The organism is Methanobrevibacter sp. (assembly GCF_045577275.1).
Taxonomy (GTDB): Archaea; Methanobacteriota; Methanobacteria; order Methanobacteriales; family Methanobacteriaceae; genus Methanobrevibacter.
Genome location: NZ_JAZNIB010000084.1, coordinates 1 through 6,314, shown reverse-complemented (window position 1 = coordinate 6,314; position 6,314 = coordinate 1). Strand labels below are relative to the sequence as shown.

At 32.4% G+C, this 6,314-nt stretch carries 6 protein-coding genes; 3 read left to right on the top strand and 3 right to left on the bottom strand.

Annotated features, from left to right (window positions below; all coding sequences use genetic code 11):
* Positions 1-189 precede the first annotated feature (189 nt).
* Entirely contained in the window at positions 190-1,437 is a 1,248-nt protein-coding gene (locus ACKI67_RS02955) for a tetratricopeptide repeat protein (protein WP_407461911.1), read from the bottom strand.
* A 205-nt stretch (positions 1,438-1,642) separates the two neighbouring features.
* Between ACKI67_RS02955 and ACKI67_RS02950 the strand changes: the two genes are divergently transcribed.
* Both ACKI67_RS02950 and ACKI67_RS02945 read left to right on the top strand, forming a co-directional pair.
* A complete protein-coding gene (locus ACKI67_RS02950; protein WP_407461910.1) occupies positions 1,643-2,596 on the top strand; it encodes an AAA family ATPase in 954 nt (317 codons plus the stop codon).
* Between the two features lies 1 nt (position 2,597).
* The gene (locus ACKI67_RS02945) at positions 2,598-3,329 is read left to right on the top strand and encodes a hypothetical protein (RefSeq protein ID WP_407461909.1); all 732 of its coding nucleotides are present in this window, start codon (positions 2,598-2,600) and stop codon (positions 3,327-3,329) included.
* Positions 3,330-3,391: 62 nt separating this feature from the next.
* Here the strand turns inward: ACKI67_RS02945 and ACKI67_RS02940 are convergent, their stop codons facing one another.
* Positions 3,392-4,822, bottom strand: a complete 1,431-nt coding sequence (locus ACKI67_RS02940; RefSeq protein WP_407461908.1) for a gamma-glutamylcyclotransferase — start codon at positions 4,820-4,822, stop codon at positions 3,392-3,394.
* A 186-nt stretch (positions 4,823-5,008) separates the two neighbouring features.
* Between ACKI67_RS02940 and ACKI67_RS02935 the strand changes: the two genes are divergently transcribed.
* A complete protein-coding gene (locus ACKI67_RS02935; RefSeq protein WP_407461907.1) occupies positions 5,009-5,881 on the top strand; it encodes a hypothetical protein in 873 nt (290 codons plus the stop codon).
* A 26-nt stretch (positions 5,882-5,907) separates the two neighbouring features.
* Here ACKI67_RS02935 and ACKI67_RS02930 read toward each other — a convergent pair.
* A partial coding sequence (locus ACKI67_RS02930; protein WP_407461906.1) for a hypothetical protein occupies positions 5,908-6,314 on the bottom strand: 407 nt, incomplete at its 5' end.

Sequence of the window (6,314 nt, the reverse complement as noted above, 5' to 3'; positions counted from 1 at the left end):
ATATTGTTTTATTTTTTATTTAAAGTTTTCTATGGGCTTTATTTTGTTTATAAATAGTTATATATAGTTAATTTTATAAAATAAGTCTAATTTTAATATAAAATTGAAAAATTAAAATCATTTAATAATTTTTATAAAAATAGGAGTTTTGTTTTTTTTTTAAAAAATTAAAAATAAAAAAAGGAGGATTTATAAATCCTCAAAACTACAATCATCACCGAACCATAGTTCATTATATTTATCGAAATCTTTTTTTGCAAGATCCATTTCCCCAATTCTCTTATAGTGCTTTGCACGCTCTATATAGGTGAATGGGAATTCAGGTATCTTTTCTTCTAATATGTGGAATATATTAAGAGCTCTTTCTGATTGGCCTGATTTGGACAATACATCGGTTATCTTGAAAATATAGTCTCCCTTATAATCTTCAGGACTGCTTCCAGCATAGATGCATTTCCATCCCTCTTTTATATCTCCCAAATCAAAGAATATTGCTGCCAATACACGGTATATGTCTTCATTTCCATAATTTTTCAATATTGTGTTTGCATATTCGATTGCCTGAATATACTCTTTTCTAAAGTAATTGGTTTCAACCATTAAAAACAGCAATGTATAATTCAAAGGTTCCATTTCAAGCCCTTCACGTAAATATTTATAGGCTTTGTTGAATTCATATAGGTCGAAGTAATTTTTAGCTATTGTTGCCTTCTTTCCCATTTCGCCTTTGAGCTTATCGGAATAAATAAGATATTTTAAAGAATTATATGGTTGTTTCAAGTGGAAATAAGACATTCCAATTATGCTATTGAAGAGCTCATCCTCCAAAGCGCTGTTGAATATGCCGTCAGCTTTCCCCTCTTCGAATGTTTCAATCAGTTCCTTGTATTTTTTCATGTCATATAATTTGATTATTTCTAATGATTTCAGCTCCGGATTCAGATTGGCAAGTTCTCCAAAATAGAATGCCGATCTTTCTCCATCATCAAGAATATCGTATAATTCAGTCATAAGATAGAGTGCATTAGTGTTTTCTGGATTCAATTCCAGTGCCATGTCCCCATATTCGATTGCCTGATCATATTCTGCCAGTTCCTTATGGATTCTTAGGTGGGATAACAAGTAATCCTCTTCATTTTCAATATTTTTCATGCATTCAAAAGCCTTTTCTCTCTCATTCATTTTGATATAGGCAAGTGATATCATTTGGTAAATTGTGTCATTGTCCTCTCCATCATCTAAACATTCATTATATATTTGGATTGATTTGTCGTATTCCTTCTTATTATAGTATGAAGAGGCGAGATTTTCTCTGTATTCTATAAGCGTTGGGTCTATTTTAAGTATTTCTTCGCATACTTCTATTGATTTGTCTATGTCAAATTCGCATTCTAGGGAGTGGTAATCTTCCATAAGTCTATCAAGTTTGCTTACCATAGTTTCACCTATTATATATTAATAAATAAAATAAAAAAAATTAAATAAAAATATAAAATTATAAAATTATAAATTAAAAATTTATAATTTTTAATTTCTTAAATTACCATGTTTATTGCATTGGTCATATATAAAGGTTTTTCATTTTGGTAAAATTTAAATTTTTAAAAAACATAGTATAATTAAAAATAACTTGGGGATTATCATGTCAAATTTCAAATTTAAAATCAAGAATGTAGGTTCTATACAAGATGCTGATATGGATATAGGAAAAATCAATGTGATTGGAGGAAAGAACTGTACAGGCAAATCTACTACAAGCAATCTATTGTACTGTTTCTTAAGGGCAATTTCAACTAGAAATGACTCTACAATAGTTCATTTGCTTGAATCCGAATTTGATATAACTGGTCCTCAGGAAAACAATGATTATGCATGCGTCTATGGAGAAGATTTCGAATATTCAATCGACTTCAAGAATTTTAAGTTTGAAAAAAAGGGACTTTATGATTTAAATAAGGTATTTTATTTTGATTCCTTTTCATTGTTTGACAATAAGGTTGGAGGAACCTATTTCCTTGAACATGTAAAGAGCCTGGAGGATGCATTGGAGATAAAAGGCTCTTCTGATAGGGATGATTTGGAAGTTGAAAAGCTCATTAAGGAGATTCTTGGAGGAGAAATAAGGAAAGAAAATGGTGAATTGTTCTTTGTCAGGGAAAATGGATTTAAGAGCCATATGAAGAACACTTCTTCAGGAGTAAAGCAGGTAGCAATCATTCAAACCCTACTTAACAATAATGAGATTGAACCTAATTCATTCCTTATTATGGATGAACCAGAGGTTAATCTTCACCCAGAATGGCAGATCAAGTTTGCCAAGATTCTTGTTTTGCTTGTTAAGGAACTTGATTTAAGCATTTATATAGCTTCTCATAGTCCTTTCTTCATTGAAGCCATTGAACTCTACTCACAATATTATGACTTGATTGATGATAGTTACTTTTACCTTACTCAAAAGGCTGAAGGATATCAGTATGATATTGTCTCTGTAGATTCCAATAATCTGGAGGAGATCTATAGAAACCTCGGCCAGCCTTATGATATCCTTGATGGTATAAAGATGGATTTGATGTTTAAGAAATTAGATGGTGATTAAAATGGATGATATTGAAAAGTTTGATAAGTTCTTGTCTTCCTATGTTGACTTCTATCAACCTGTTTCAGAGATATCAATGCCATGTGCATATCACGATAGGGAATGTCCTTCAATTAAACAAAAGGAATGCACAAGCAAAAGCAAGGTTCCGTTGGTAGATAGTGATTTCATGATGTATTCCTTTGATGATATTATAAGACATGTTAAAACTATTGATATTTGTAATCTGCCATCTACAGTAGACGGTCTTTATTTGGATAAAAAGAGAAAAATTCTATATTTCATAGAGTTTAAAGGTGTGCAGATTGATAAGTCCAGCAAACGTAGTGAGCTTCAGCAGATACTGTATCATATGAATAAGGACTATAAGTGTTCTGAGAAGTATTATGAAAGGTTGAAAAGAGTTTATAACATGTTTGCTGATGAGGTTTCATATAAGTTGAGGTTGAAGCCATTTGAATCTCTTAATTTAGCTATTCCTAAGGTGTATGAGGATTATTGCAATGAGAATGGTGTTACCGATAGGTTGGATATAAATGATTTTCTGTTTAATATAAGGAAAGTCTATATAGTTGTAGCTATTTGCGATAAGATTAATCCTACTGCTGATAGGGTTGGCTCTTATAGGTTCTTGTTGAGGAAGCCTTTTGATAGATTGAGAGATCTTGGATTGTTTGATATGGTTGAGATAATGGATCATAATGAGTTTAAGTTGTTTTTGGAAAGGATTTGATTGTAAGTCTTGTTCTTCAATTGTATTAATTTTTCTATTTTTAAAAAAAGTAGTTAGGGGAATTAAAATTCCCTAATGCATGAATCAAGGTAGTTTTCAATGTCTTCTTCAGACATTTCTTTCCAATTTTCCCTGATTCCTCTTTTAAGAGTGTTCAAGTATTCCTCGCAAGGTTCGTTGTATGGCCTCAATTCATCGTTGGTAATTGTCACCATTTCGAATCCGTCCATTTCTCCAAGGTTTCTGATATTTTCATACCAGTAGCCTGTTCCATTTGGGAAGCGTCCGCAGTTTTCTTCTGCAGCCACATGTTCGAATTGCTCTCTTGTGATGAGGTATGCAACTCCCAATGCATGGCCTTCTTTAGTGGTATCCAAGAAGGATACTCCGCATCCGTTCCATGATCCGGAAGTGTTTCCGAAGTACATGTCGTATGGGAGGTCTATTGCCCTTTTTTCAAGTGGGCGAGTTGTGTCTTGGCAAGGCTCGTTATAGGAACCTCCATCCTCAAAGCATCCTCCTTCGATGTAGCAAAGGAATCTTTCTTCGAGCATGTTGCTTCCATAGGATACATACCAGATGTATTCCTTCCATGAATCTATTTTGTCAAGTCCTTCAGTTTCTCGAGCGTATTCATAGATGTAAGCCATTTCATTGCCTGTTGTAATTTCGCATTTGCGAATGTAAAGGCTTCCTTCTCCTTCAAGCATGTCTATTGAAGGCATGTCATTTTCAGGAACTTCGTAAAGTTCCCCAATGATTCTTGAATTTCCAGGTATAATTGCAGGATACCATCCTCCTACATTATACATGTCATATCCTTCAATGGCAGCTTTTCCAAGGCAGGTGCTGTTTTCAAGGAAATGGTGGTTGTCTTCTCCATTCATGAGTGTTCCATAAACGAACACTTTTCTAGTGTGGAAGTATTCGTTTATTTCAAGTATGTCTTCCTTGTAGTCTTCTCCCCATGTGCCTTTGAAAGCTTCCTGCTCTTCACGAGCATCAAATTCAACCATGATATTCAATATCATTTCTGTGAATTTTGAATTTAAGTCTGGGTGAAGATCAATGAATTCTCGAAGCCCACCTTTCATAAAGATGTTTAAAGCGTCGATTTGTCCTTGAAGGGATTCGTATCCATGGCCAGTTAAGTTTCTGCAGCAGCATCTTTCTAATCCGTGGATTAGTGGAGTTTCTATCTTTTGTCTTAATTCAGAATCTCCTGTTAAGTATGCTTTCATGAGAATGGATGAGCAGATGTAAGTTGGCTCATGGCAGAAGTCCACCCTTGCATCTGATGGGATTTCATAGGTGGAAAATAGTTTAAAGCTGCCATCTGAGTCTTGGAAATCTAATATGGTGTTTAGATTTTCCATCCATTCAGAGTTTTTAGAATCAGCTTTTTCTTCAAGGAAGTCCTTGAGTGCTGATTTCATTTCGTAAAGTTCGTCAAAGTTAGGTTCGTTTAATCTAGTTAATTTTAAAGTGGTCATGTTATCATCTCCGTGATTTTTTTTGTATAAAGAAAGCTTTGGTGTAATTTTTTAAAGCTGGTTACAAGAAATGGTGTTACTCTTGTAACATTATTTATATCTTTTTCATAGTATATATACTTTTCGGTTTTCAGTGAAAAAACTATATAAATCAAGAGAAATAATAAGAAATTAAGTGGTGATAATATGGGTGATTATGTAGAAAATAATTGGTTAAAAAAGCCAAGAGATATTAATTTGCCTTTCTTTGCTTATGGAATATTTAAACCAGGACAGATAGCTTATTCTAAGATAAAAGATTATGTTGAGGATAAAAGTGAGACTGAGATAAGTTATCCTATGAAACATAGGGATGGAGTTCCTATATTGATTCCTAAAGAGGATGAATGGGCAAGAACCTGCGGTTATGTATTCAATTTTAATGATAATAGTGAAGCTTATGAAGAAATATGTCACACAATTTCTAAAAATCTATACCGATGGGGAACTATAGATATCGGACAAGATAAAGTAAATGTTTTATTTGGATTGAAACCAAAGAATGGGAGCAATGAAATTGAAGATCCAAGTGATAGGGAGAATTATGATGGAAAGAATGATCCTCTATTTAAGGAAGGAATTCAATTGATTAAGCATAATCTGGAAACAGAAGATTTTAATTGGGAAACCGGATTTTTCAGTTTGCAAATGAATTATATGCTGTTGTGGTCAGCTATTGATAGGTATTGTAAGTTAAGGTATAATATGCCAAGTGAACATCAAAATCGTGAAGAGCTGTCAAAAGAGGATGTATTCAAAGAGGCATTGAAGAAATATGCTGATGGTAGTAAATATAGGGTAATATATACTACAGATGATTTAAGCAGTAAGAAATTTGATTTAGAAAATCCTAAGTATTGTCTTAATTATTTTTATACTCTTAGATGTAATATTGTGCATAGGGGAAAAACTAGTTTTAGAGATGTTGAAATGCTTGAACAGGCAACAAGGGATTTGTTGAATATATTTGAGTACATACTTAAAGATACTTTTTATGAAAATTATATTGACAAAACATAAATACTTAAATGATTTTTTCATGTGTCCTAATTTCTATAGAAATTAGCCTTTATTTCATTCAATTTTTCCTTGATCAATATATCTTTTATAGAGTCTATATCTTCTCTTGTTGATAATTCACCATTTGAAATTAATCTTCTTAGTTCTTCTCTAACTGGTTCATTGACACTAGAACCTTCCGCTAATATGCGTAAATCTTTTACATAACAGTATAAATCTATCTTTTTTATTTCCAATGCTTCATCTTCACTTATTTCATTATTATAAGTACCTTCAGCTATTTGTTTTTCTATACTGTTTTCTATTTCATAAAATGTTTTCCAATTTAGAATTTCATTGTTCCTAATTCTTTTTCTTATATCTGAGTATCCACTTACTCCTAAAAATTCAATATACCTATCAGCATTATTTTCAAGATATGTTAAAAATTCCT